This is a genomic window from Stenotrophomonas sp. Steno-Z10-HUANG, from assembly GCF_056393075.1.
Genome location: NZ_JBWJPA010000004.1, coordinates 66,370 through 89,377 on the forward strand (window position 1 = coordinate 66,370; position 23,008 = coordinate 89,377).

Here is a 23,008-nt window from a genome sequence, read left to right on the forward strand (position 1 = left end):
TGGTGGCGGCGGCAGTCCCCGGGGCCCACAATCACCTTGAAGCCGCGCTTCACGATGGCGCGGCGGCAGGAGGGGCAGTGGAGAATCTCAGGCGCATGGCGCTGTTCGCGCAGGTGGTCCGGCACGGCTCGATGAGCGCCGCGGCGCGGGCGCTGGGCATGAGTACGTCGGCGATCAGCCAGCAGGTGCGCGCGCTCGAACAGGAGGCCGGCGTGGCGCTGCTGCACCGTTCGACCCGGCAGCTGTCGCTGACCGACGTCGGCGGCCGCTACTACGCGGCCTGCGCGCGCCTGCTGGATGCCGCCGGCGAGGCCGCGGCCGAGCTGTCGGCGGCGCGCCATGCGCCCAGCGGCGAACTGCGCCTGTCCGCGCCGCTGGGCATGGCCGACCATGTCGGGCCGGCACTGGGGGCGTGGCTGCGCGACCACCCGCAGCTGCGGCTGCACCTGCATTTCGAGGATGGCTGGACCGACCTGGTGCAGGCCCGCATCGACCTGGCGCTGCGCTTCGGCCGGTTGCCGGACAGCGACTGGATGGCGCAGCCGCTGGGGACCCTGCAGCGCTGGGCCTGCGCCGCACCGGACTGGTTGCGGCGGCATGGCCCGCCGGCCGACCCGCTGCAGGTACCGGCCAGCGAATGGCTGGGCCTGGCCCAGGTGCCTGGGCTGGCGTGGCGGCACCGTGCCTCCGGCCAGGAGCGGCAGGTGCCGGCGCATCCGCGCCTGGTCAGCCACAACCAGCCGGCGGTGCGCCAACTGTGCGTGTCCGGACTGGGCGTGGCGGTGCTGACCAGCCTGGACGTCATGCCGCTGCTGGCCGACGGCCGGCTGCTGCGGCTGCTGCCCGACTGGGACATCCCGGCGCTGCCGGTGTGGGCGGTGACCCCGCACCGGCAGACCCAGCCGGCCAAGGTGCGCCAGGCGATCGAACGGCTGGGCGATTACCTGGCGCGCCTTCCCGGCGCCGTCGCTGGCACGGCCTGAGCGCTCCCGGCGGCGCGGGGGCGTCAGTGGGCGGTGGCGCCCACGCGCAGCGCCCGGTACGGCGGCGTGGCCATGACCATTTCCGCCAGCGAGTGCGCCAGCTCGCGCTCGGCCAGCACCGTGCCGTCGGCGCCGTGCTCGAGCAGGTGCTTGACCTCGGCATCGCTGTGCGCGCGCGCCAGCAGGGTCAGGTTGGGGTTGATCGCGCGCAGCTTGGCCAGCGCTTCGCCGGCCTCCAGCGGCTGCGGGATGGCGAGGATGGCGATGCTGGCGCGTTCCGGATGGGCTTCGGCCAGCACCAGGTCGGCGGCGGCGCTGCCGCGGATGCCGGGAATGCCGGCGGCGTGCGCGCGCTCGACATGGTCGCGGTTGTCGTCAATCACCAGCACCGGCACGCCGCGGTCGCGCAGGACCTGCGCCAGGGTGCTGCCGACGCGGCCATAGCCGATGACGATGGCGTGGTCGTGCAGGTCCAGCGACGGCCCGGGGGGGATGTCCGGTGCTTCCGGCACCGGCAGGGCTTCCTTGTGCCGCGCCTGCCAGCGGTCGAGCAGGCCGAACACCAGCGGGTTGAGCATGATCGACACCAGCGCGCCGGCCAGCACCAGCGACTGCCCGGTGCCGGGCAGGATCTTCAGCGCCACGCCAAGCCCGGCGATGATGAAGGCGAACTCGCCGATCTGTGCCAGCGACGCGGAAATGGTCAGCGCGGTGGCCTTGGAATGGCCGAACGCGCGCACGATGAAGAACGCCGCGGCCGACTTGCCGAACATGATGATCGCCACCGTGGCCAGCACCTGCCACGGGTGCTCGACCACGATCATCGGGTCGAACAGCATGCCCACCGAGACGAAGAACAGCACCGCGAACGCATCGCGCAGCGGCAGTGAATCGTGCGCCGCCTTGTGGCTCAGCTCGGACTCGTTGAGCATCATGCCGGCGAAGAACGCGCCCAGCGCGAACGACACGCCGAACAGCGCGGCCGCGCCGAATGCCACGCCCAGCGCGATGGCCAGCACCGCCAGGGTGAACAGTTCGCGCGAACCGGTACCGGCGATGCGCTCCAGGATCCACGGGATCACCCGGCGCCCGACCAGCAGCATCACCGCCACGAACAGGCCCAACTGCACGAAGGTCCAGCCGATCGACGCCAGCACGCTGCCGAGGCTGTGGCTGCGGCCCTGCGCCTCGGGGCCGAACACCCCGGCGATCACCGGCATCATCACCAGCGCCAGCACGCAGGCCAGGTCCTCGACGATCAGCCAGCCCACCGCGATCTTGCCCCGGGTGGTCTCCAGCAGGCGGCGTTCCTCCATGGCCCGCAGCAGCACCACGGTCGAGGCGGTGGCCAGCGAGAAGCCGAAGATCACCCCGTGCAGCGGCGGCCAGCCCATCAGCGTGGCCACGCCCCAGCCGAGTACCGTGGCCACCGCGATCTGGCCGATGGCGCCGGGAATGGCGATGGCCTTCACCGCCATCAGGTCCTTGAGCGAGAAATGCAGGCCGACGCCGAACATCAGCAGCATCACCCCGATCTCGGCCAGCTGGTTGGCCAGCGCCTGGTCGGCGACGAAGCCCGGCGTGAACGGCCCGACCACCACCCCCGCGACCAGATAGCCCACCAGCGGCGACAGCCGCAGCCGGTTGGCCAGGGCGCCAAGCACGAAGGCCAGGCCCAGGCCGATGGCGATCATGTTGATCAGGGCGGTGTCATGGTGCATCGGAACTCGCAGGCAGGGGGGATGGGAGGATTCTACGGGTGCCTCCGGCGTAGACAAGGAAACCGCGCGGAAAACACGGTGTCGCGCGCGGAAAAGCAAATGCCCCGGTTTCCCGGGGCATTTGCCGACGCCTCAGGCGCGCGCGCCGCTTACCACTTGTAGCCGATGCGGCCGTAGACATAGGCGCCGTTGAAGCCGGCCGGCGCGTAGTTGCTGTACGGCATCTGGCCCCAGGCGTTGACGCTGGTGAACGCGGGGTTGACCTTGTCCGGATGCGAATCGAGCACGTTGTCCGCACCCACGGTCAGCGTCCACTGCGCGCTCGGCTTGAAGCTGGCCGACACTTCCAGCACCCACTGCGGGTCGTAGCTCTGGTCGAACGCCGGGTTGGTCTGGCGCACGGTGAAGCGGCCATAGCGGGTGGCGTTGAGGCCCACGCTCCAGCGGTCCGCGCTCCAGGTGCCGCCGACGATGGCCTTGTCACGCGGGAAGGCGTCCTCCAGCCGGCCGATCTCGTCGCGGCCCACCAGCGGCGTGGTCAGGCCCAGCCCGGTCAGCACGGCCGGCGACGGCGCCAGCCGCTTCACCTCGGTGGTGTTGTAGCTGTAGCTGGCGGTCAGGTCCAGGGCGCTGGCGGCCAGCGGGATGTTGTAGCTGCCGACCACGTCCACGCCGCGGGTGCGGGTATTGGCGGCGTTGTTGAAGTAGCGGAAGGCGGTGACGTTGTTGATCCCCAGCGAGGTCAGCAGGGCGTTGGTCGCCGGGTTGGTGTTGATGGTGGACGACAGCAGGATGCGGTCGTCGATGTCGATCTGGAACGCATCGACGGTCAGGTACAGGCGCTCGGCCGGCTGCAGCACCAGGCCCAGGCTGTAGGAGGTGGAGGTTTCCGCCTGCAGCGGCCTGGAACCCAGCGCCTGCGCCACGACGCTGGTGGCCGGGAAGGTGCCCGACTCGACGAACACGCCGTTGGAGTAGTTGCTGGTGATGACCTGGTAGCTCTGCTGCGCCAGCGACGGTGCGCGGAAGCCGTTGGAAACGGTGGCGCGCAGCGCCACGGTGTCGCTGAACGCATAGCGGGCCGACAGCTTGCCCGAGGTCTTGCTGCCGAAATCCGAGTAGTCCTCGTAGCGCACGGTGGCGCCGGCCGACAGCCTGTCGGTCAGGTCGGCTTCGAGGCCGGCGTACAGCGCGTAGTTGTGGCGGTCGGCGTGCACCGCGTTGATCGGGGTGAAGCCGCCGAAACCCTGCGCGCCGCTGCCGAAATAGGAGTTCGGTTCGCCCGGCGACTGGTTCCACTTCTCCTGGCGGTACTCGGCGCCGAAGGACAGCGTCACCGGGTAGGCCAGGCCCCAGTCCAGCGCCTGCGAGAAATCGGCATTGACGATGTTGTGGGTGTATTCCAGCGCGCCGTCACGGAAGCGGGTGGGGCTGGTGGCGCCCAGCGCGTAGTTCATCGTGTTGTCGGTGGCGAAATCGATGCGGCTGTAGCCGTAGTTGTAGCTCACGTCCCAGTTGAGCCCGCCTTCGCTGCTGCCCTTCAGGCCGGCGACCAGCGAACGGTCCTTGAGGTACTGGTTGATCTCCGGGACGAAGCCGTCCGGGTAGAGCAGCTTGGTCGCGGCGTTGTGGTTGCGCGAGCGGTAGAACGCGAACGAGGTGATGTCGCGGTTGCTGGCGATGGCCGTGGCGTAGCCATGCAGGCTGTCGCTGAAATCGAAGCCGGCATTGGCCGACACGGCGCGGGTGTCCACTTCCGGGTCGCCAACCACGAACGCCTTCACGCCCACGCCCGGGTAGTTGCCGGTGTTCGGCGTCGGGTTGCCCGGCAGGCCGTAGGCGTTGAACGGGCCGGCGCGGTTGGTGCGGTCCTGGTGCGAGAGCTGGCCGGCGAAATGCACCGTGCCGCGGCCGTCGGCGAAGCTGACGCCGGTGTCGCCGGAGAGCTGGTACTGCTTGCCGTCGCCGGCCGAGTACTGGCCCAGGTCCAGCGCCAGGCTGCCGCCCTTGCCGGCGCCCTTGAGCACGATGTTGACCACCCCGGCGATGGCGTCCGAGCCGTACTGGGCCGAGGCGCCGTCGCGCAGCACTTCCACGCGCTCGATCGCCGCCACCGGAATGGTGTTCAGGTCCACGGCCGAGGAGCCGCGGCCCATGCTGCCGTTGACGTTGAGCTGGCCGGACAGATGCCGGCGCTTGCCGTTGATCAGGATCAGCACCTGGTCCGGCGACAGCCCGCGCAGCTGCGCCGGACGCACCCCGCTGGTGCCGTCGGTCAGCGCCGGGCGCGGGAAGTTGAGCGAGGGCAGGGCGCGCGACAGCGCGGTGGCCAGCTCGGTCGAGCCGGTGGCCTGCAGGACCTCGGGGGTGATGATGTCGATCGGCGACTGCGATTCGGCCACGGTGCGGTCGGCCACGCGGGTACCGGTGACGATCACGGTGTCGAGCGTCTGCGCGCCGGACTGGGCGAAGGCGGGGGCAACCGGGAGGCCGAGGGCGATGGCGACGGCAACGGCGAGCGTACTGGACTTGCGGTTCATCTGTTTGCAGCTCCGGTATGAAGGGGCGGCACCTGCGGCGACGGAAGGTCCGTCACGGTGGGAGTGGTGCGGTGCGCCATCATGGATTAATGGAATTTTTACGTTGTGTCAAATGCCGCGGCGCCTGCCTATATCGTTGCTTTTGAAAGCATTTCGACCGGAATGCGCGGCGCGGGCGGTGGCGGGGGAGGGCGACCCGCGGGGTGATCCGTGCGCGGGAAGCGTCAGTCAAGTATTCGTTAACGCTAGAATTGCGTCGCAGGAATGTTGCTTAGGTGCACATTCCGTTTCGTTATAACGGACCCCCTCATGATTTCCCTTCGTAATTTCGCCCTGCGCCGGGGCGAGCGCCTGCTGTTGTCCAACGTCGACCTCACCCTGCATGCCGGCTACCGCGTGGGCGTGGTGGGGCGCAACGGCGCCGGCAAGTCCAGCCTGTTCGCCGCGGTGCGCGGCGAGCTGGAAGCCGACAAGGGGGACGTGTCGCTGCCGGGCAAGATCCGCATCGCCGACGTGGCCCAGGAAACCCCGGCGCTGCCCGACCGCGCCATCGACTTCGTGCTCGGCGGCGACGACGTGGTGGCCGCGGTGCTGGCCGAGGAAGCCGCGGCGACCGCGCGCGAGGACTGGGAAGCGGTCGCCGACGCGCACCAGAAGATGGCCGAGCTGGGCGCGTACGACGCCGAGGCGCGCGCCGGCAGGCTGCTGCACGGCCTGGGCTTCCCGGCCGAGACCCACGCCCGCCCGGTGGCGGCGTTCTCCGGCGGCTGGCGCGCGCGCCTGAACCTGGCGCGCGCGCTGATGATGCCCAGCGACCTGCTGCTGCTCGACGAACCCACCAACCACCTCGACCTGGACGCGGTGTACTGGCTGGAACAGTGGCTGCTCAAGTACCCCGGCACGCTGCTGCTGATCTCGCACGACCGCGAATTCCTCGACAACGTCGCCACCCACACCCTGCACCTGCACGGCGGCAGCGCGCGGCTGTACACCGGCGGTTACACCGATTTCGAGCGCCAGCGCGCCGAGCACCTGCGCCAGCAGCAGATCGCGCACGAAAAGGAACAGGCCGAGCGCGCCCACCTGCAGAGCTTCATCGACCGCTTCAAGGCGCAGGCCAGCAAGGCCACCCAGGCGCAGAGCCGCATGAAGCGCCTGGCCAAGATGACCGGTACCGAGGCGGTGCGCGCCGAACGCGAATTCCGCATCGAGTTCTCCGAGCCGGCCAAGCTGCCGTTCTCGCTGATCCGCCTGAACCACGTCGCGGCCGGCTACGGCCAGGACGCGGTGATCCTGAAGGATGTCGGCTTCGGCCTGGAGGCGGGCCAGCGCGTGGGCCTGCTCGGCCCGAACGGCGCCGGCAAGACCACCCTGGTCAAGACCCTGGTGGGCGACCTGCCGCCGCTGGCCGGCGAGCGCAGCGCACACCCGGACATGAAGATCGGCTACTTCGCCCAGCACACGGTGGAGTCGCTGCGCGAGGGCGCCACGCCGATGGACCACTTCCGCGAGATCGACCCGGACGGCGTCAACCAGAACTTCCGCGACTTCCTAGGCAAGTGGAACTTCCCCGGCGACCGCGCGTTCGAGCCGGTGGACGGTTTCTCCGGCGGCGAGCGCGCGCGCCTGGCGCTGGCGCTGATCGCCTGGCAGCAGCCCAACGTGCTGCTGCTCGACGAACCGACCAACCACCTCGATCTTGAAATGCGCGAGGCGCTGGCCGAGGCCTTGAGCGTGTTCGAGGGCGCCATCGTCATGGTCTCGCACGACCGCCACCTGATCGGCCTGGTCTGCGACACCTTCTGGCGCGTGGCCGACGGCGTGGTCGAGCCGTTCGCCGGCGACCTCGACGAGTACGCCGCGTGGCTGCGCACCCGCGCCAGCGCGCAGGGCGCGCGCAGCAAGGCCGACCGCGCCGACAAGGGCGCAAAGCCGGCCGAACCGGCGCCTGCGCCGGCGGCCGCGCCGCCGGTGCCGGCGAAGAAGCCGGTCAACCCGCACAAGCTGGAGGCGGCCGAGAAGAAGGTCGAGCAGCTGGGCGCGGCGCTGGCCGATATCGACCGCCAGCTGGCCGACCCGGGCAACTACGCCGATGCGGCGAAGATGGGCCGGCTCGGCAGCGAGCGCGAGGTGCTCGCGCAGCAGCTGGAGCAGGCCGAAGCGGCGTGGATGGAACTGCTCGACTAGGCGCCGCGGTCGGCCACCGGGTCGGCCGCTATGCCTGGCCCTGCGCCTGCAGCCACTGGCGGAAGCGCCGCAGTGGCTCGCGTTCTTCGCGCGAGCGCAGCCGCGTGAGCCAGTAGCGGCCCAGCGACAGGGTCTGCGCGAAGGGCTGCTGCAGGCGCCCGTCGGCCAGGTCCTGTTCGAACATGCGCAGCGGCAGCAGCGCCACCCCGGCGCCCGCCGCGGCGGCGCTGGCCAGGGCCAGCGAGGAATCGAACACCGGCCCGCGCGCTTCCACCCCGGCCACCCCCGCGGCCTGCAGCCAGCACGGCCATTCGTCGTTGCGGTAGGAGCGCAGCAACGGCGCCCCCGCCAGGTCGCGCGGCTGTCGCAGGCGCCGCGCCAGCGTGGGCGCGCAGACCGGCGCGAACGGCGCATCGAGGATCGGCGTGCAGGCCTGGCCCTGCCAGTCGCCGTTGCCGAAGCGGATCGCCAGGTCCAGCCCTTCGCCGGCCAGGTCGATGCGGTTGTTGTGGGTCTGCAGGCGCAGTTCGATATCCGGGTGCGCGGCCTCGAAATCGCCCAGCCGCGGCAGCAGCCAGCCGGTGGCGAAGGTGCCGACCACGCCCACCGTGAGCACTTCGCGGAAACGGCCGCCGGCGAAGCGGTCCAGGGCGATGGCGATGCGGTCGAACGCCTCGGTGAGCACCGGCTGCAGCGCCGCGCCCTCGTCGGTGAGCGCCACCCCGCGTGGCAACCGGTGGAACAGCGTGACCTGCAGGCGGTCTTCCAGGGTGCGGATCTGGTGGCTCAGCGCGGCCTGGCTGACGCACAGCTCCAGCGCCGCGCGGGTGAAGTTGAGGTGGCGCGCGGCCGCCTCGAAGGCGCGCAGGGCGTTGAGCGGCAGCTGGGGGCGGATCATGCCTGAGCCATGAAAGTGGGTGATGGGTGGCCCCATTATTCCCGCACGGAAGGCCGGAATTTCTGGCGTCGCCACAAATAAACCTGATGGCTGCCGATGGTTTTTCGTGCTGGTGGGCGACACGCGCGGCTTTCCATAATCGCGGCCACCCCGCAGGGAGCACCGCATGATCGCCCGCCGCCCGTTCATCGCCCTCGCCGGCGCCGCCCTTGCCGGGATCGTCGCCGGCCCCGTACTGGCACGCACCGCCAGGGCAGTGGCGCGCAGCCCCGCGACGCCCGGCTTCGACGCACTGGAGGCCGAAAGCGGCGGGCGCCTGGGCGTGTGCCTGTGGCATCCGGCCAGCGGGGCCCGCTTCGGCCAGCGCATGGACGAGCGTTTCCCGATGTGCAGCACCTTCAAGTTCCTGCTGGTCGCCGCGGTCCTGCACCGGGCCGCGCAGGGCCGGCTGTCGCTGGACCGGCGGGTAGCGGTGCGGGCCTCGGACCTGATCGCCCATTCGCCGGTAAGCGCGCGCCATGTCGACAAGGACCTGGGCGTGCGCGACCTGTGCCGGGCGACGCTGACCACCAGCGACAACGCCGCCGCCAACCTGCTGTTGCCGCTGGTCGACGGACCGGCCGGGTTGACCGCGTTCCTGCGCGCGCAGGGCGACGCGGTGACCGTCGCCGCACGCTACGAGCCCGACGCCAACCGCTTCGCTCCCGACGACCCGCGCGACACCACCAGTCCGGCGGCCATGGCCGGCAACCTGCAGCGTTTCGTATTCGGGCACGCGCTGGACGCGGCGTCGCGCCAGCAACTGGCCGATTGGCTGATCGACAACCAGACCGGCGACGCGCGCCTGCGCGCGGGGCTGCCGGCGGGCTGGCGGGTGGGCGACAAGACCGGCAGCAACGGCCGCGACACCAGCAACGACATCGCCGTGCTGTGGCCGCGGCGTGGCGGTAGCCCCTGGGTGCTGGCCGTTTTCCTGCAGGGTTCCGTGCTCGACGACGCGGGGCGCGACGCCATCCTGCGCCGGGTCGGCGAACAGGCGGCCACGTACCTGGGATGAGCCGTGGCGGTGTGCCGGCGGCGGCGCCGCGTGTACCCTGTGCGCCAGTTGGGGAAAGGAAACCGGGCGCATGAGCCGCGAGCTGGTCTACCTGTTGTTGATCTTCGCGCTGCTGGTGATTCCGCGCGCACTGCAGCGCTTCTGCGTACCGGCGCCGCTGACCTGCCTGGTGTTCGGCATCGGCGTGATGCTGTGGCTGGGCGATGGCGCGCACGACCCGGTGGTGGGGCTGCTGGCCACGCTGGGCATCTCCTCGCTGTTCCTGTTCGCCGGCCTCGAGGTGGACCTGAAGGACCTGCGGCGCGGCATGTGGCCATTGCTGGTACACCTGCTGATCCGCAGCCTGACCCTGGCCGGGGTGGCCTGGCTGGGCTGGCGCTACGGCGGCCTGCAGTGGCAGGCGGCGGGGTTGCTGGCGCTGGCGCTGCTGACCCCATCGACCGGCTTCATCATGGATTCGCTCGCGCGCCTGGGGCTGGACGAGGCGGAACGGTTCTGGGTGAGCAGCAAGGCCATCGCCGGCGAACTGCTGGCACTGGCGGCGCTGTTCGTGGTGCTGCAGGCCGGCGATCCCGCGCACATGGCGCTGTCCAGCCTGGTGCTGCTGGCGATGATGGTCGGCCTGCCGCTGCTGTTCGTCGGCCTCGGCCGCTGGGTGGCGCCGCATGCGCCGGGCTCGGAGTTCTCGCTGCTGGTGATGGTCGGCCTGCTCGCGGCCTACATCACCTATTCGCTGGGCGTGTACTACCTGGTGGGCGCCTTCATCGCCGGGCTGGTCGCGCGCCTGCTGCAGCAGCGCATGCCGCTGCTGGCCTCGCACGAGAACCTGCACGCGCTGCGCCTGTTCGCCTCGTTCTTCGTCCCGTTCTACTTCTTCAATGCCGGCACCAAGGTGCCCGGCGACGCGCTCAGCTTCGAGGCGCTGGGGCTGGGCGTGGTGATCACCCTGGTGGTGCTGCCGCTGCGCATCGCGGTGGTCTGGCTGCAGCGGCGGGTGCTGTTCGGCGAGAGCTTCATGTCCAGCCTGCGGGTGTCGCTGGCGTTGTCGCCGACCCTGATCTTCACCCTGGTGCTGGCCGGCATCATGCGCGAACGCTTCGACGCCCCGGCGGTGCTGTACGGCGCGCTGCTGCTGTATGCGGCGTTGAACACGCTGCTGCCGTCGCTGGTGCTGCGCGCGCCGCTGAGCGTTGATCCGCTGGGCAAGGACATCGCGCACGATGCGGACGTGGCGGTGCAGCCGCCCGCGCCGCCGCCGGCAGGCGCCGACCGGCCGGTGCTGATCGACGGCGCGCGGCCGCCCTCCGGCCAGGCGTGAGGTTTCATGGTCGTTCCCCGCAGGCCGGGGAAGGACGCTGATCCCGCCCGCCGCGGTTGCCGTTCCCGCGAAGGCAACACCATGCACAGGAAGGTACGCCCGACCCGAAGGGGTGAGAGGTCGGGTCCGGGCAACGCGCCGACGCGGTTGCCCGGGTGCCGCGGAATCCGGCGACGATGGTGCGCAAGCGGGGCGTCATCAGGCCGGTGAAGGCCCGCGGATCGCCGCCGCCCGAACGTTGCCGCGTGCCCCGCCGCCGCGCCGGGCGGCCGCCACGGCTTGCCGCCGCCGGAGGCAACGGCTAGGGTCGGGGCATGAAGCGCTCTTTTCCTGCAGGTCTGCTGCCGCTGTTGCTCGTCCCGGTCGCGTCGATGGCGGCGCCGACCGCGCCCGCCGCCGACACCGGCGCCGCCGGGTTCCTGGCTGCCCTGGCGCAGCATTGCGGGCAGGCGTTCGCCGGCCGCGTGGTGGCCAACCGGCCGGCAAGCGCCACGCCCGATCCCTTCGAAGGCCAGGCCCTGGTGATGCACGTGCGCGGGTGCGACGCGCCGGCGCAGGAGCTGCGGGTGCCGTTCCACGTCGGCGAGGACCGGTCGCGGACCTGGGTGCTGACCCGCGTCGGCGATCGCCTGCGGCTCAAGCACGACCACCGCCATGCCGATGGCAGCCCGGACAAGGTCACCCTCTACGGCGGCGATACCCGTGAGCCGGGTACCGCACGGCGGCAGGCGTTCCCGGTGGACGCCGCGTCCGTGGCGATGTTCGGGCGCGAGGGCCTGGCCGGGTCGCTGCGCAACACCTGGGCGATGGAAATCGAGCCGGGGCGGCGCTTCCTGTATGAACTTTCGCGGCCGGACGGGCGCCTGTTCCAGGTCGAGTTCGACCTCACCCGGCCGCTGCCGGCGCCGCCGCCACCGTGGGGCGCCGCGGCCGCCGCCACGGAAAAGGGCGCCTGACCGGCGCCCTTCGTTCCGATCCGATGGCGGCCCTCAGCGTGCGCCGAAGCGCGCGCGGCAGCCGCCGTTCACCCATACGCTGTTGCCGTTGTAGCCCCAGTTGCGGCCCTCCACGCACTGGGTCCGGGACAGCTGCTGGATCAGTACCGGGCGGCCCTGGCGACGCTCCCAGGCGCAGGAACGCATGCGGTTGTCCTCGCTGCTGCACTCGATGCTGTAGTTGGAACCGCCCCAGTTGCCACCGTTGTCACCGCCCCAGCCGCCACCGCGGCCCTCGGCGAACTCGGCGCGGCAGCCGTCGCTGACCCACACCGCGCCATTGCTGCTGCCCCAGCTGTGGCCTTCGATGCACTGCGACTTGGACAACTGCCGCACCAGCGTGGCGCGGCGCCAGTCGGTGCGGCACACGCGCTGGCGGTTGTCGTTGCTCTCGCAGCGGATGGTCTGGCCGTTGCCGGCATTGCCACCGCCCCAGCCGCCGCCCCAGTTGCCGCCACGGCCTTCGGCGAACTCGGCGCGGCAGCCATTGTCGACCCACACGCTGCCGTTGCCGCTGCCCCAGTTGCGGCCTTCCACGCACTGGGTATTGGACAGCTGGCGCACCAGCACCGCGCCGCGCCAGCCGGTGTTGCACACCCGCTGGCGGTTGTCATTGCTCTCGCAGCGGATGGTCTGGCCGTTGCCGGCATTGCCACCGCCCCAGCCGCCGCCCCAGTTGCCGCCACGGCCTTCGGCGAACTCGGCGCGGCAGCCATTGTCGACCCACACGCTGCCGTTGCCGCTGCCCCAGTTGCGGCCTTCCACGCACTGGGTATTGGACAGCTGGCGCACCAGCACCGCGCCGCGCCAGCCGGTGTTGCACACCCGCTGGCGGTTGTCGTTGCTCTCGCAGCGGATGGTGTCGCCGTTGCCGCCCCAGTTGCCGTTGCCGCCGCCGTTGCTCCAGCCACCGCGGCCCGGGCCGAAGTCGGCGCGGCAGCCGTTGCCGACCCACACCGTGCCGTCGCGGCTGCCCCAGTTCTGTCCCTCGATGCAGCGGGTGCTGGACAGCTGGCGCACGATGATGGCGTCGCGCCAGCCGGTATTGCAGACCTGCTGGCGGTTGTTGATGCTCTCGCAGCGCACCGCCGCCACGGTGCCCGGGCCGTTGCCATAGGGCGATTGCGCGGCGGCGCCGGGGGCGAGCAGGGCAGCCGGCAGGAGGGCGGTGAGTCCGGCGAGCAGCAGCGGGCGGTTCATGGCGGCGTCCCTGTTCAGGTTTGGATGGGCGAAACTATAGGAAGAGTCTGGCTTAAGCGGGCGTGACTGCGGCGCGGATTTGCTCCGCTCGCCGGCCGGCCGCAAAATAGCCGGCTCGCCGGCACCCTCCCGCGCCGGTATTCCCCTGCGGAGCTTTCCATGCGTACCCACTTCTGCGGCCTGGTCGACGAGACCCTGATCGGCCAAACCGTGACCCTTGCCGGCTGGACCGACGTTGCCCGCAACCAGGGCGGCGTGTGCTTCATCGATCTGCGCGACCACGAGGGCATCGTGCAGGTGACGGTGGAGATCGACAACGCCGAGGTGTTCGCGGTGGCCGCGTCGCTGGGCTACGAGGACGTGCTGCAGGTCGAAGGCGTCGTGCGTGCCCGCCACGCGGTCAACGACAAGATGCGCACCGGCAGGGTGGAAGTGATCGCCAGCCGCATCACCGTGCTCAACAAGGCCGCGCCGCTGCCGTTCCACGCCCACGAGAACCCGGGCGAGGACACCCGCCTGAAGTACCGCTACCTGGATCTGCGCCGTCCGGAGATGCAGCGCATGCAGCGCACCCGCATCAAGCTGGTGCAGGCGCTGCGCCGGCACCTGGACGCGCGCGGCTTCCAGGACATCGAGACCCCGATCCTGACCAAGGCCACCCCGGAAGGCGCGCGCGACTTCCTGGTGCCGGCACGCATGCACCCGGGCGAGTTCTACGCGCTGCCGCAGAGCCCGCAGCTGTTCAAGCAGATCCTGATGGTGGCCGGCTTCGACCGCTACTACCAGATCGCGCGCTGCTTCCGCGACGAGGCGCTGCGCGCCGACCGCCAGCTGGAATTCACCCAGCTGGACATGGAGTTCGCCTTCGTGCGCGAGCGCGACGTGCAGGACTTCGTCGAGGACATGATCCGTTCGATCTTCAAGGAAGTGGTCGACGTCGAGCTCGACGCGCAGTTCCCGCGCATGACCTGGGCCGAGGCGATGCGCCGCTACGGCTCGGACAAGCCGGACCTGCGCATCGACTTGGAACTGGTCGACGTGGCCGCGCTGGTCAAGGACAGCGGGTTCGCGGTGTTCACCGCCGCGGCCAACGACGCCGACGGCCGCGTGGCCGCGCTGCGCATCCCCGGCGGCGCAGCGCTGAGCCGCAAGCAGATCGACGAGTACGCCGCGCACGCCGCCAAGTACGGCGCCAAGGGCCTGGCCTACATCAAGATCGCCGACAACGGCGAGATCAGCTCGCCGATCCAGAAGTTCTTCAGCGATGACGCCTTCGCCGCGCTGCTCAAGCACGTCGGCGCCGGCAACGGCGACATCGTGTTCTTCGGCGCCGGTGGCTACAACAAGGTGTCCGACTTCATGGGCGCGCTGCGGCTGAAGGCCGGCAAGGACTTCGGCAGGGTCGCCGACGGCTGGCGCCCGCTGTGGGTCACCGATTTCCCGATGTTCGAGTGGGACGACGAGGAGCAGCGCTACGTCGCCCTGCATCACCCCTTCACCGCGCCGGCGGTGGACGACGTCGCCGACCTGCGCGCCAATGCGCGCACCGCGGTGTCGCGCGGCTACGACATGGTGCTCAACGGCAACGAGATCGGCGGCGGTTCGATCCGCATCCACCGCCCGGAGATGCAGAGCGCGGTGTTCGAACTGCTCGGCATCGGCGCCGAGGAAGCCCGCGCCAAGTTCGGCTTCCTGCTGGACGCGCTGAATTACGGCGCGCCGCCGCACGGTGGCATCGCTTTCGGCATCGACCGCATCGCCGCGCTGATGGCCGGCACCGAGTCGATCCGCGACGTGATCCCGTTCCCGAAGACCACCGGCGCGCAGTGCCTGATGACCGACGCGCCGTCGCCGATCGCCGACGCGCAGCTGGCCGAAGTGCACGTGCAGGTGCGTCCGCAGCCGGCCAAGGGCTGAGTGGCCGATGGCCGGCATCATCCGTCGCGCATCGCCCGACGACGCCGGCGTGCTGTGCGCGCTGGCCGAGCGTACCTTCGTGGAGACGTTCGGCCACCTGTACCCGCCGCAGGACCTGGCCGATTACCTGGCCAGCGCCTATCCGCCGGAGCTGCAGCGCCGCCAGCTGCAGTCGGGCGATTACGCCGCCTGGCTGCTGGAGGTGGGCGGCGAACCGGTCGGCTTCGCCTTCGCCGGCCCCTGCGGCCTGCCACATGCCGACGCCCGTCCCGGCGACGGCGAGCTCAAACGCCTGTACGTGCTCCGCGGCCACCAGGGCGGCGGCTGGGGTGGCAAGCTGTTCGCGGCGGCCGAGCAATGGCTGCTGGGCGCCGGCCCGCGCACGCTGTGGATCGGGGTGTGGTCGGAGAACTTCGGCGCGCAGCGCTTCTACGCCCGCCACGGCTTCGACAAGGTCGGCGAGTACGACTTCCCGGTCGGCCGCACCCGCGACCGCGAGTTCATCCTGCGCCGTCCCGCGCCCGGCGCGTGATTCCGTAGCCCGGTGCCCGCTCAGCGGGCCTTGCCGAGCACATGCGCGCCGTCGGCGGTGTGGTGCTCGGGGATGCCGTAGACCTCGCCCAGCGCCTGGATGAAACCCTCCACGTCCTCGCCACGGAACACCCCGCTGACGCGGTAGGACGCCAGTCCCGGATCGGCCAGCAGCACCGGTTTGAAGCTGTAGCGGCCGAACTCGGCCACCGCTTCCGGCAGCGGCGTGTCGTTGAACACCAGCCGCCCGGACAGCCAGCCCGGCGCCGAGCCCGCCGCCACCGCCGCGTCTGTCACCTGCAGGCGCTGCGCGGCCATGCGCGCGCGCTGTCCCGGGACCAGCACGCCCAGCCGCGTGGCCGGGTGCGCGGCGCCGTCGCCTCCACGCAACTCGACGCTGCCCTCGTACAGGGTCACGTCGGCGGCCGCGCCGAGCCGCGAGACCTCGAACTGGGTGCCCAGTGCGCGCACGCTGCCGGCGGCCGTCTGCACCACGAACGGGCGTTCGCTGTCGCGTGCCACGCGGAAAAACGCGCGGCCACCGTCCAGCCGCACCGAACGACCGCGCGGGTCATAGCGCACCTGCACCCGCGTGTCCGCGTCCAGGTCCACGCGGGTGCCGTCCTCGAGCTGCAGCGAACGGCGCTCGCCGATGGCGGTGCGGTAGCTGCTTTCGACAGCGCGCGGCGGCAGCAGCAGGGCCGCCAGGCCGGCGGCGCAGGCCAGCACCAGCGCGGCCGCCGCGGCGACCGGCCAGCGCCGCCGGCGCGGCGCGCGGCGCGCGGCCATGCGCGGGCGCGGCATCCGCACCGCGAGCTCGGGTGCGGTGGCGAACTCGCCCAGCGACGACCACAACGCCTCGATGCGGCCATACGCGGTGCGGTGCACCGGGTCGGCGTGCAGCCATTGCTGCCAGGCCTGGCGGTCGCGCTCGCTGGCGTCGTCGGCACGCATGCGGACGAACCAGGCGGTTGCCTGTTGCTCCACGAGGTTGCTGCCGTCGTGGGCGGAAGTGTCCGGTCTGCTCATGTGTCCGCCAGTCGCGACTGCAGGTGCAGCAGTGCGCGCATCATGTGTTTTTCCACCGCACTCACGCTCACCTGCAGTTGCAGCGCGATGGCGGCATAGGTCATGCCTTCGTAGCGCTGCAGCAGGAATACCTCGCGGCAGCGCGGTGGCAGTTCGTCCAGCGCCGACAGGAACTGCTGCAGCCGCTCCCTGCCTGCGTAGACGTGATACCCGGCCGGCTCCTCACTGGGCAGCTCGTGCACGGTGGCATCGAGTGGCTCGTGCTGCCCGGCGTGGTGGCTGCGGTCGCGGCGGAAGCGGTCGCGCAGCAGGTTGGAGGCGATGCGCAGCACGTAGGCCTCGGCGTTGTCCACCCGCGTCGGCGAGCGCGCCAGGCGGATCAGCGCCTCCTGCGCCAGGTCCTCGGCATCGGCATCGTGCTGCAGATGGCGGCGGAAGTAGCGCAGCAGCATGGGACGGAAGTGGCGGACGTGGTCCGGCTCCCAGCGCATGGCCAGTACCTGGTCTGCGGTGAACGGCGGCATCGCGAAGGAACCCCGGGCGGATGACCCGCCGACGGTAAGCGCTGGCGCGGCACCCGCGCAACCGTGCGGTGGCCGGGTGAGGTATGCGCATCGCGCTGCGTCTGCGAAGAGGGGAGCCTGGCACAGGCCGCCATCCGACATCGCTTGGGGGAAACCATAGATGAGAAATACCGCACGGGCGTCGAACCGCCCCGGCCGCACCATCGTCGCCAGCGCGCTGGCCACGGCACTGGGCCTCTCGCTGCTGGGCATGGCGCCGGCCTCCTTCGCGCAGCCGGCGGCCACGCACCAGTTCGCCGTCGCCAGCCAGCCGCTGGGCGAAGCGCTCAACCGCCTGGCCGAAACCGCCGGCGTGCAGATCATGGTGCCGCCGGACCTGGTCCGCGGCCACACCGCGCCGGCGCTGAGCGGCCAGTACACCGTGCAGCAGGCACTGGACCGGCTGCTGGCCGGGACCGGGCTGGTCCACCGCAGCACCCGCGGGGGCGTGATCACGCTCGCGCGCGCGCCGGCACCCGCCGCGGCGCCGCGGCCGTCGCCGCCGGCCGCGGCGGCCAAGCCCGCCGACACCCAGGAGCTGGCGGCGGTGCAGGTCACCGGTTCGCGGATCAAGCGCGCCGAGGTGGAAGGCCCTTCGCCGGTGATGGTGATCTCCGCCCAGCAGATCGAGAACGAAGGCCACGCCACCGTGTTCGAGGCGCTGGAAACCCTGGTCATGGCCGGCGGCGCGGTGGAGGGCGCGGTGGAGACGGAGCTGTCCGGGGGCTTTTCCGCCAACGCGCACCCGCTCAACCTGCGCGGTCTCGGGCCGGGGCGTTCGCTGTTGCTGATCGATGGCCGTCGTGCCGCCGACTATCCGTTTCCCTACGGCGGCCGCAGCAACTTCCAGAACTTCGGCAACATCCCCTCCGGCGCGGTCGAGCGCATCGAGGTGCTGGCCGGCGGCGCATCCGCCATCTACGGTGCCGATGCCGTGTCCGGCGTGGTCAACGTGGTGCTCAAGCGGGGCTACGAGGGCGACGTCTTCAAGCTGCGCGGCGGTACCAGCACCATGGGCGGCCGCGATCGCGCCGACCTGCAGTGGGCCGGTGGTCGCAGCGGCGACGACTGGAGCGTGACCTACGCATTGCAGTACTACGAACAGGAGCTGCTCTATGGCTTCCAGCGCGACGATTGGGACCTGCGCCGGAACCCGGCGGCGGATCCGCGCATCGGCCCCGAGCCGACGTCCATGCTGCGCATCCGCCGCGGTGGCACCAGCAGCAGCAACCCGCTGATCGCGCTGCCGGACGGCACCTGCCAGAAGTGGGGCGGCGAGTTCCTCGACTGGACCTACCGCCGCATCAGCAGTGGCAACGTACAGACGCTGGGCAATGCGTGCGGCAGCTGGAACGACGAACGTTACGTGCACCTGAGCAAGGGCAAGGAAGAGGCCGCCGCCTATGTGTTCGGCACCTACGATTTCAACAGCGCGCTGCAGGGCTGGGCGTCGCTGCAGGTGTGGGATTCCAGGGCCGAATCGCTGGGCGGCTTCGAGAGCATCACCGGGCCGCACACCGACGGCGTGGGGCGCCGTGGTGACTTCTACGATCCGCAGTTCGGCAGCGTGATCGCGCCGGCCCGTTATCTGTCGCCGGTGGACCTGGGCGGCGTGGCGGCGATGAACCAGCACTACAAGGAGCGTTCGGTGGACCTGGCCATCGGCCTGCGCGGGCGCCTGGCCGAACGCTTCGACTGGGACGCCACCCTGAGCCGCGCCGAGTACGACTTCGAGCGCACCCGCCGGCGCATGGTCGGCAACTTGGTCAACGATTTCTTCTTCGGCCCCCAACTGGGCACCACGTCCAAGGGCGTGCCGATCCACCAGCTGAACCTGGAGCGCTGGCTGCGGCCGCTGACGCCGGACGAATATGCCTCGATTTCCACCCTGGCCCGCTACGAGGCCCGGTCGTGGGTGAGCACCGGCAGCTTCGTGCTCACCGGCGACCTGTTCCCGCTGCCGGCGGGGCCGCTGGGGATGGCGGTCGTGCTGGAGGCCAGCCGCCAGGGCTACGACCTGGACAGCGACCCGCGGGTGCAGCCCGGCGTGGTGCAGCTGTACAACCTGACCGGAACCAACGGCGGCGGCGAGCGCGACCGCTACGCCGCCGGCGTCGAGTTCAGCATCCCCATCGTGGACACGCTGAAGGCGAGCCTGGCCGGCCGCTTCGACAAGTACGACGACATCACCGACGTCAACGACGCCAAGACCTGGAACGCCGGGCTGGAGTGGCGCCCGTTCGACGCGTTGCTGGTGCGCGCCAGCCACGCCACCAGCTTCAAGGCGCCGGACATGCACTGGGTGTTCAGCGAGGGCAGCGGCAGTTACGGCAACAGCGTCGATCCGTGGCGCTGCATCGCCGGCGGCGCCAACCCGGGGTGCTCGGGCTACAGCTATTCCATGTTCTCGGTCACCCGTGGTGATCCGGCCCTGGAGGAGGAAACCGGCAAGTCGTGGAGCGCCGGCTTCGTGTGGGACATCGCCGACGGCCTGTCGGTCAACGCCGACTACTGGAACATCGAGTTGAACGGCGCGCTCGAGCGTCTTTCCAACGCCGCCATCCTCGAGGGCGAGGCCGGTTGCCGCACCGGGCGCAAGCTCAACGGCCAGCCCTTCGACTTCGCGGCCGACTCGGGCTACTGCCAGCTGATCACCAGCCTGGTCACGCGCACCCCGGAGGAGGGCCAGGCGATCGGCCGCGTCACCGAGATCCGCTCGCTGCCGATCAACCAGTCGTACCGGCGCGTGGCCGGCATCGACGCCGGGGTCAACTGGCGCCTGCAGACGGCGCGGCTGGGGCGCTACAACCTGCGCCTGAACTGGTCGCACACGCTGGCATCCGAACGCCAGGTGCAGGCCACCGACCCGGTCCAGGAGGACTGGCGCGACGACCCGGACAACCTGGATTTCCGCAGCCGCATCACCACCGGCGTGGACTGGCGGCTGGGCGACTGGTCGGCCGGCGTGTTCGGTACCCGCTACGGCAGCCTGCCCAAGTACGGCGGGGTCGGGCGCACCGGCGTGCACTTCCTGTGGAATGCCAACGTCGGCCGGCAGATCACCGACAAGGCGGCGCTGAAGCTGTACGTCAACAACGTGTTCAACAGCCTGCACCCGCACGACGAGACCAACAGCAGCTTCCCGTACTTCTACGAGGTCTACAGCCCGGTGGGCCGGGAGGTGGCGGTGCAGTTCGAGTACCGGCTGCACTGAGGCGCCGCCGTGCGCGGAGCGCCCCGTGCCGGGGTGTTCCGCGCACCATGCGTCGATGCCGGGTGATGACGTCCGCCGCAGCGATGCGGGACACTGGCGGCATGAGTACCGTGTCCGCAGACAAGTCCCGCGTGATCGTGCTGCACGGCATCTGGAACGCGCGGGCGTGGGTGGGGCCGCTGGCCTGGCGGCTGCGCGCGCGCGGGTTCCAGGTCGGCGTGTTCGGCTATCCCAGCGTGTTCGGCGGGCCCGACGTGGCGGTGCCGTCGCTGATCGAGCGGCTGCGCGGGCAGGGCCCGGTGTCGCTGGTCGGCCACAGCCTCGGCGGGCTGGTCGCGCTGGAAGCGCTGCGCCAGGCGCCCGAACTGGACGTGCCGCGGGTGGTCTGCGTGGGCTCGCCGCTGTGTGGCAGCGAAACCGCGCGGGCGCTGGCCGGGCATGGCTGGGCGGTGGCGCTGGGACGCAGCGGCGGCTTGTTGCAGCACGGCCTGCCGGCCTGGCACGGGCGGGCGCAGGTCGGGCTGGTGGCCGGCAGCGTGCCGCATGGGCTGGGGGCGCTGATGGGCGCGCTGCACGGCGATTCCGACGGCACCGTGGCGCTGGCCGAAACCCGCCTGCCGGGCCTGGCCGACCACTGCGTGGTGGCGGCGAGCCACAGCGGGCTGGTGCTGTCGCCGCAGGTGGCGGCGCTGGTCGCCGCGTTCCTGCGCCATGGGCGCTTCGGCGCGGCCGCCGGGCAGCAGGCGGCCTGACGGGGCGGCCTGCGGGGATCGGGTAGAATCCGCCTCTTGTTCCCTACAGATGTACGGTAGATCCCCATGGGTAGAGGTCCCTCCATCGAAGCCCGCAAGAACGCGTCGGACGCGAAGCGCGGCAAGATTTTCACCAAGATCATCCGCGAGATCGGCGTGGCCGCGCGCGGCGGTGGAGGCGACCCCAACAACAACCCGCGGCTGCGCGTGGCCATGGACAAGGGCCTGGCCGCGAACATGTCCAAGGACGTGATCGAACGCGCCATCAAGAAGGCCACCGGCGAACTGGAAGGCGTCGAGTACGAGGAAGTGCGCTACGAGGGCTACGCGCCGGGCGGCGTGGCGGTCATCGTCGACTGCCTCACCGACAACCGCGTGCGCACCGTGGCCGACGTGCGCCATGCGTTTTCCAAGTGCGGCGGCAACATGGGCACCGAAGGCTCGGTGGCGTTCATGTTCAAGCGCCTGGGCGTGCTGACCTACGCGCCGGACGCCGGCGATGCAGCCGCGTTTGAAAGCCGCATCACCGAGGCGGCCATCGACGCCGGCGCCGACGATATCGTCGTGTACCCGGACGATGGCTCGATCGACGTGATCACCGCGCCGGAGAATTTCCAGCAGGTGAAGGCGGCGATGGAGGCGGCCGGGCTGGCGCCCGACCATGCCGAGATCACCTTCCGCGCCGACAACGACATCGCCGTGGCCGGCGATACCGCGCTGCAGGTGAAGAAGCTGCTGGACATGCTCGAGGACCTGGACGACGTGCAGGACGTGTACTCCAACGTCGACCAGGCCGGGCTGGAGCGGGCCTGACGGCGCGCCCGCGTCCCGTCACGTGAGACGGCGGCCGGCGAAGATGGCCGCCGTTTCCTCCTTCCGGCCGCCATGGCAATGACCCGCATCCTCGGCATCGACCCCGGCTCGCAGCGCACCGGCATCGGCATCATCGAAATCGATGCCGGCGGCCGCGCGCGCCATGTCCACCACCAGCCGCTGGTACTGCTGGGCGCGGCCGATTTCGCCCAGCGCCTGAAGCGGCTGGTGCACGGGGTGCATGCGCTGATCGACGAGTACCGGCCACAGGAAGTGGCCATCGAAAGGGTGTTCATGGCCAAGAACGCCGATTCGGCGCTCAAGCTCGGCCAGGCGCGCGGCGCGGCGCTGTGCGCGGTGGTGCTGCGCGACCTGCCGGTCAGCGAGTACGCTGCCACCGAGATCAAGCTGGCGGTGGTGGGCCGCGGCGGTGCCGAGAAACAGCAGGTGCAGCACATGGTGGGGTTGATGCTGGGTCTGCAGGGCAGGTTGCAGGCCGACGCCGCCGACGCGCTGGCCGTGGCCATCACCCATGCGCACGTGCGCGCCACGGCCGGACGGCTGGGCGTGGACGTGCGCTCTGCCTGGAGTCGCAAATGACGGTTTTTGTTGGCCATGCTGGTGCATGCCGCGGGCTCCGGCCCCGGGCCCCGGGTTCGCGGAGGGCGTTGCCGTGATCGGTCGCCTGCGTGGCATCCTGGCGCACAAGGCCCCGCCGTGGCTGGTGATCGACGTGGGCGGCGTCGGCTATGAGCTGGAGGCGCCGATGAGCACCTTCTACGACCTGCCCGACATCGGCCGCGAGGTGGTGCTGTTCACCCACTACGCGCAGAAGGAGGACAGCGTGTCGCTGTACGGCTTCCTGCGCGAGGGTGAGCGGCGCCTGTTCCGCGACGTGCAGAAGGTCACCGGCATCGGCGCGAAGATCGCGCTGGCGGTGCTGTCCGGCGCCAGCGTGGATGAGTTCGGCCGGCTGATCCAGGCCGGTGACATCACCGCGCTGACCCGCATTCCCGGCATCGGCAAGAAGACCGCCGAGCGCATGATCGTGGAACTGCGCGACAAGGCCGCCGACTTTGCCGGCGGCGGCGCGCCGGTGGCCGGGCCGCTGGCCACCGACCCGGTGTCCGAGGCGACCGTGGCCCTGCAGCAGCTGGGCTACAAGCCGGCCGAGGCGGCGAAGATGGCGCGCGACGCGGCAACCGACGGCGACGATGTCGCCATGGTGATCCGCAAGGCGCTGCAATCGGCGCTGCGCTGACCCCACTCCCCTTCATTACCGGGCGACCG

General features: G+C 70.9%; 18 protein-coding genes. 12 read left to right on the forward strand and 6 right to left on the reverse strand.

All coding sequences use genetic code 11. The annotated features are described in order from the left end of the window. Nucleotides 1-77 precede the first annotated feature (77 nt). Nucleotides 78-983 carry a LysR family transcriptional regulator gene (locus AC06E6_RS07265; protein WP_104940138.1) on the forward strand — a complete coding sequence of 302 codons (906 nt, stop codon included), beginning with the start codon at nucleotides 78-80 and terminating at the stop codon, nucleotides 981-983. 23 nt (nucleotides 984-1,006) lie between these two features. On the opposite strand, the gene ybaL is transcribed toward AC06E6_RS07265, so the two are convergent. Together ybaL and AC06E6_RS07275 are read right to left on the reverse strand one after the other, a co-directional pair. Beyond that, on the reverse strand, nucleotides 1,007-2,704 hold the full coding sequence (gene ybaL / locus AC06E6_RS07270) for a YbaL family putative K(+) efflux transporter (RefSeq protein WP_161614716.1): 1,698 nt from the start codon (nucleotides 2,702-2,704) through the stop codon (nucleotides 1,007-1,009). 149 nt (nucleotides 2,705-2,853) lie between these two features. After that, a complete protein-coding gene (locus tag AC06E6_RS07275; RefSeq protein WP_478060738.1) occupies nucleotides 2,854-5,244 on the reverse strand; it encodes a TonB-dependent receptor plug domain-containing protein in 2,391 nt (796 codons plus the stop codon). Nucleotides 5,245-5,553: 309 nt separating this feature from the next. Between AC06E6_RS07275 and AC06E6_RS07280 the strand changes: the two genes are divergently transcribed. Then, a complete protein-coding gene (locus AC06E6_RS07280; protein ID WP_478060739.1) occupies nucleotides 5,554-7,431 on the forward strand; it encodes an ABC-F family ATP-binding cassette domain-containing protein in 1,878 nt (625 codons plus the stop codon). 28 nt (nucleotides 7,432-7,459) lie between these two features. On the opposite strand, the gene AC06E6_RS07285 is transcribed toward AC06E6_RS07280, so the two are convergent. Beyond that, the gene (locus AC06E6_RS07285) at nucleotides 7,460-8,329 is read right to left on the reverse strand and encodes a LysR substrate-binding domain-containing protein (protein ID WP_478060741.1); all 870 of its coding nucleotides are present in this window, start codon (nucleotides 8,327-8,329) and stop codon (nucleotides 7,460-7,462) included. Between the two features lie 166 nt (nucleotides 8,330-8,495). Between AC06E6_RS07285 and blaCESS the strand changes: the two genes are divergently transcribed. From blaCESS to AC06E6_RS07300, 3 genes are all read left to right on the forward strand, one after another. Continuing rightward, a complete protein-coding gene (blaCESS, locus tag AC06E6_RS07290; RefSeq protein ID WP_478060743.1) occupies nucleotides 8,496-9,386 on the forward strand; it encodes a CESS family extended-spectrum class A beta-lactamase in 891 nt (296 codons plus the stop codon). Between the two features lie 70 nt (nucleotides 9,387-9,456). Beyond that, a complete protein-coding gene (locus tag AC06E6_RS07295; protein WP_104938273.1) occupies nucleotides 9,457-10,704 on the forward strand; it encodes a cation:proton antiporter in 1,248 nt (415 codons plus the stop codon). Nucleotides 10,705-11,075: 371 nt separating this feature from the next. Then, complete coding sequence (locus AC06E6_RS07300) at nucleotides 11,076-11,660, forward strand: hypothetical protein (RefSeq protein WP_478060950.1); 585 nt, start codon at nucleotides 11,076-11,078, stop codon at nucleotides 11,658-11,660. A gap of 33 nt (nucleotides 11,661-11,693) precedes the next feature. Here AC06E6_RS07300 and AC06E6_RS07305 read toward each other — a convergent pair whose 3' ends face one another. Next, entirely contained in the window at nucleotides 11,694-12,899 is a 1,206-nt protein-coding gene (locus tag AC06E6_RS07305) for a DUF3011 domain-containing protein (RefSeq protein WP_478060745.1), read from the reverse strand. Nucleotides 12,900-13,058: 159 nt separating this feature from the next. Here AC06E6_RS07305 and aspS point away from each other — a divergent pair, with 159 nt between their 5' ends. Both aspS and AC06E6_RS07315 read left to right on the forward strand, forming a co-directional pair. Continuing rightward, nucleotides 13,059-14,816 carry an aspartate--tRNA ligase gene (aspS, locus tag AC06E6_RS07310; protein ID WP_321990084.1) on the forward strand — a complete coding sequence of 586 codons (1,758 nt, stop codon included), beginning with the start codon at nucleotides 13,059-13,061 and terminating at the stop codon, nucleotides 14,814-14,816. Nucleotides 14,817-14,823: 7 nt separating this feature from the next. Then, entirely contained in the window at nucleotides 14,824-15,348 is a 525-nt protein-coding gene (locus tag AC06E6_RS07315; protein WP_321990085.1) for a GNAT family N-acetyltransferase, read from the forward strand. Between the two features lie 20 nt (nucleotides 15,349-15,368). On the opposite strand, the gene AC06E6_RS07320 is transcribed toward AC06E6_RS07315, so the two are convergent. Both AC06E6_RS07320 and AC06E6_RS07325 read right to left on the reverse strand, forming a co-directional pair. Further along, on the reverse strand, nucleotides 15,369-16,376 hold the full coding sequence (locus tag AC06E6_RS07320) for a FecR family protein (protein WP_293764987.1): 1,008 nt from the start codon (nucleotides 16,374-16,376) through the stop codon (nucleotides 15,369-15,371). After that, nucleotides 16,373-16,900: an RNA polymerase sigma factor gene (locus AC06E6_RS07325; RefSeq protein ID WP_161615672.1), complete on the reverse strand. Its 528-nt coding sequence runs from the start codon at nucleotides 16,898-16,900 to the stop codon at nucleotides 16,373-16,375. The genes AC06E6_RS07320 and AC06E6_RS07325 overlap by 4 nt, the downstream gene beginning before the upstream one ends. 160 nt (nucleotides 16,901-17,060) lie before the next feature. On the opposite strand from AC06E6_RS07325, the gene AC06E6_RS07330 reads away from it, so the two are divergent. From AC06E6_RS07330 to ruvA, 5 genes are all read left to right on the forward strand, one after another. Further along, nucleotides 17,061-20,153 (forward strand): TonB-dependent receptor domain-containing protein, encoded by a 3,093-nt coding sequence (locus tag AC06E6_RS07330; protein ID WP_478060746.1) that lies wholly within the window; start codon nucleotides 17,061-17,063, stop codon nucleotides 20,151-20,153. A gap of 101 nt (nucleotides 20,154-20,254) precedes the next feature. Then, nucleotides 20,255-20,905 carry an alpha/beta hydrolase family protein gene (locus tag AC06E6_RS07335; protein ID WP_293762504.1) on the forward strand — a complete coding sequence of 217 codons (651 nt, stop codon included), beginning with the start codon at nucleotides 20,255-20,257 and terminating at the stop codon, nucleotides 20,903-20,905. Nucleotides 20,906-20,971: 66 nt separating this feature from the next. Then, a complete protein-coding gene (locus AC06E6_RS07340) occupies nucleotides 20,972-21,718 on the forward strand; it encodes a YebC/PmpR family DNA-binding transcriptional regulator (RefSeq protein ID WP_478060747.1) in 747 nt (248 codons plus the stop codon). Nucleotides 21,719-21,796: 78 nt separating this feature from the next. Beyond that, complete coding sequence (gene ruvC, locus AC06E6_RS07345) at nucleotides 21,797-22,318, forward strand: crossover junction endodeoxyribonuclease RuvC (protein ID WP_104938282.1); 522 nt, start codon at nucleotides 21,797-21,799, stop codon at nucleotides 22,316-22,318. Between the two features lie 73 nt (nucleotides 22,319-22,391). Beyond that, nucleotides 22,392-22,979, forward strand: a complete 588-nt coding sequence (ruvA, locus tag AC06E6_RS07350; RefSeq protein ID WP_104938283.1) for a Holliday junction branch migration protein RuvA — start codon at nucleotides 22,392-22,394, stop codon at nucleotides 22,977-22,979. Nucleotides 22,980-23,008 lie beyond the last annotated feature (29 nt).

Bases quoted from the DNA above. Each gene is read 5' to 3' on its own strand.
- ybaL (WP_161614716.1), bottom strand. From the start codon at position 2,704: ATGCACCATGACACCGCCCTGATCAACATGATCGCCATCGGCCTGGGC.
- AC06E6_RS07275 (WP_478060738.1), bottom strand. From the start codon at position 5,244: ATGAACCGCAAGTCCAGTACGCTCGCCGTTGCCGTCGCCATCGCCCTC.
- AC06E6_RS07280 (WP_478060739.1), top strand. From the start codon at position 5,554: ATGATTTCCCTTCGTAATTTCGCCCTGCGCCGGGGCGAGCGCCTGCTG.
- AC06E6_RS07285 (WP_478060741.1), bottom strand. From the start codon at position 8,329: ATGATCCGCCCCCAGCTGCCGCTCAACGCCCTGCGCGCCTTCGAGGCG.
- blaCESS (WP_478060743.1), top strand. From the start codon at position 8,496: ATGATCGCCCGCCGCCCGTTCATCGCCCTCGCCGGCGCCGCCCTTGCC.
- AC06E6_RS07295 (WP_104938273.1), top strand. From the start codon at position 9,457: ATGAGCCGCGAGCTGGTCTACCTGTTGTTGATCTTCGCGCTGCTGGTG.
- AC06E6_RS07300 (WP_478060950.1), top strand. From the start codon at position 11,076: ATGGCGGCGCCGACCGCGCCCGCCGCCGACACCGGCGCCGCCGGGTTC.
- AC06E6_RS07305 (WP_478060745.1), bottom strand. From the start codon at position 12,899: ATGAACCGCCCGCTGCTGCTCGCCGGACTCACCGCCCTCCTGCCGGCT.
- aspS (WP_321990084.1), top strand. From the start codon at position 13,059: ATGCGTACCCACTTCTGCGGCCTGGTCGACGAGACCCTGATCGGCCAA.
- AC06E6_RS07315 (WP_321990085.1), top strand. From the start codon at position 14,824: ATGGCCGGCATCATCCGTCGCGCATCGCCCGACGACGCCGGCGTGCTG.
- AC06E6_RS07320 (WP_293764987.1), bottom strand. From the start codon at position 16,376: ATGAGCAGACCGGACACTTCCGCCCACGACGGCAGCAACCTCGTGGAG.
- AC06E6_RS07325 (WP_161615672.1), bottom strand. From the start codon at position 16,900: ATGCCGCCGTTCACCGCAGACCAGGTACTGGCCATGCGCTGGGAGCCG.
- AC06E6_RS07330 (WP_478060746.1), top strand. From the start codon at position 17,061: ATGAGAAATACCGCACGGGCGTCGAACCGCCCCGGCCGCACCATCGTC.
- AC06E6_RS07335 (WP_293762504.1), top strand. From the start codon at position 20,255: ATGAGTACCGTGTCCGCAGACAAGTCCCGCGTGATCGTGCTGCACGGC.
- AC06E6_RS07340 (WP_478060747.1), top strand. From the start codon at position 20,972: ATGGGTAGAGGTCCCTCCATCGAAGCCCGCAAGAACGCGTCGGACGCG.
- ruvC (WP_104938282.1), top strand. From the start codon at position 21,797: ATGACCCGCATCCTCGGCATCGACCCCGGCTCGCAGCGCACCGGCATC.